Origin of the sequence: Streptomyces flavofungini, from assembly GCF_041028215.1 — a bacterium.
GTDB classification, from domain to species: domain Bacteria; phylum Actinomycetota; class Actinomycetes; order Streptomycetales; family Streptomycetaceae; genus Streptomyces; species Streptomyces flavofungini_B.
Window position 1 is genome coordinate 1 of record NZ_JASKYR010001092.1, and the last position, 1,979, is coordinate 1,979.

Here is a 1,979-nt window from a genome sequence, read left to right on the forward strand (position 1 = left end):
CGCCCTCCGCGGCGGCGATCTGCGCCGGGGTGGAGTGCACCCCGATGCCCTCGGCGACCGTGCGCAGGCCGCGGGCGAGGTTCTCGGCGCTCGGGCGGCGGTCGGGGTTCTTGTCCAGGCAGCGCTCGATGACCGTCCACAGCGGGTCGGGGACGGTGGAGGGGCGGCGCGGCTCGGCGCTGAGGTGCTGGTGCAGGACTTCGAGGGCCGACTCCCCGCCGAACGGCGGACGGCCGGTGACCAGCTCGTACAGCAGGATGCCCGCGCCGTAGACGTCGACGGCGCTGGTCTGCGGGCGGCCCTCGGCGGACTCGGGGGCGACGTACGCGGGCGTGCCGACGAACTCATGGGTGCGGGTCAGACCGGGGGAGTCCGCGAGGCGCGCGATGCCGAAGTCGGTGAGCATCGGGTGCATGCCGCCCTCGTCCTGCTTGAGCAGGACGTTCGCGGGCTTGAGGTCCCTGTGCACGACGCCGTCGGCGTGGCTTGCGGCGAGCGCGTCGGCGATCTGGGCGGTCAGGAGGGCCGCGGCCACCGGCGTGAACGGTCCGTTCTCGCGCAGGTAGCGGTGCAGGTCCGGGCCGTCGACCAGGTCCATGACCAGGGCGAGGAGGTCTCCCTCGACGACCAGGTCGCGGGTCCTGACGATGTTCTCGTGGGTGAGCCTGAGCAGGACGGACCGCTCCCTCAGGAAGCGCATCACGACGTCCGCGTCGTTGGCGAGCTCCTCCTTGAGGACCTTGATCGCGACGGTCTCGCCGGGCTGGCCGGGAACGGCCGCCTCGGCACCCGCCGTCTCCCGCTGGCGGGCCCGCCAGACGGTGCCCGTGGCGCCGCGCCCGAGCGGCTCCTCCAGGAGGTACTTGCTGCCTACCGGCCGCACGTCATGCGCTCCCTGCTGCTCTGGCTGGTCCCGTCCGGACGCTGCTGCCGTCCGGGGGTCTGAATGTTCCGACCCACTGTAGTGCTGCCGGAAGGGGCACCGGCCGATCGGAATCGACCGTTCTCCCGCCCGGAGGAAAGACGCTCTCCTGTGGCCATTGGTTGCCGGAGCGTTCGTCCGCAACGGTCCAAGCAGGCACTTTTCCGAGCAGAGCCGACCATTCAAGATCACTTACCGGTGGCCGCCGGGCGTGTTGTCAGTGACAGGTGCGAGGATGCCCTCAGTACTGGCCGATGTGCCCGTGTGCGGTGGGGGGAATCACAGCGCTGAGCCCCCGTGCCGGGCGCCCAGCGCAGAAGGGACCGCTGACGGCGATGCAGATCCGGCTGACCGTCCTCGGGCCGCGCAGCGGCCAGCCCGAGCAGCAAGGCCGCCCCCCGGCGGCGACCGCGGCGCAGGGGGCCTGCGACGTCCTGGTCACCGCCCCCGCGGGGACCGCGCTGGCGGCGGTGGCCTCGGGCCTCGCCAAGGCCGTCGCGGGCGCCGAGAGCCCCCTCGTGCTGTACGCGGGACCGGAGCGTCTGGACGCCCAGCGGTGCACGCTCGGCGAGCCTCCGCTGATCGACGGCGCGGTGCTCTGCCTGGGGGCGCCGGGCGAGCCGGGGCCCGAGCTCGCGGAGGCGGCGGCCCAGCTCCACGTGGTGGCGGGCCCGGACGCGGGCGGTGTCCATCTGCTGCACGGCGGCCAGATCCGCGTCGGCCGTTCCGCGGAGGCGGACGTCGCCCTCGACGACCCCGATGTCTCCCGGCTGCACTGCGCGGTCACCCTCGCCGCCGACGGCCGCGTCACGGTCACCGACCTCGGCTCGACGAACGGCACATCGGTGGACGGCAGGGAGGTCACCGGCCGCCCCGTGCCGGTCTCCCCCGGCTCCCTGCTCCGGATCGGCGAGTCGGCGCTGCGCCTGGCGGACGGCGCCCCCGGCCCGGCAGCCGGCCCCGGCGGCGCCCCCACGACGGCGCCCGACGGCGAGGGCCACGTGCGCGTGCGGCCCGTCAGGCCCCCGCAGCCCGCGTTCCGCGCCCCGTCCCGCAC

2 protein-coding genes are annotated in these 1,979 nt (G+C 74.7%); one reads left to right on the forward strand and one right to left on the reverse strand.

Annotated elements, in window-relative coordinates; all coding sequences use genetic code 11:
• Positions 1-883: serine/threonine-protein kinase (locus AB8Z36_RS38680; protein WP_369218044.1), on the reverse strand; the 883-nt coding region annotated here is incomplete at its 3' end.
• A gap of 374 nt (positions 884-1,257) precedes the next feature.
• On the opposite strand from AB8Z36_RS38680, the gene AB8Z36_RS38685 reads away from it, so the two are divergent.
• A partial coding sequence (locus AB8Z36_RS38685) for an FHA domain-containing protein (RefSeq protein WP_369218045.1) occupies positions 1,258-1,979 on the forward strand: 722 nt, incomplete at its 3' end.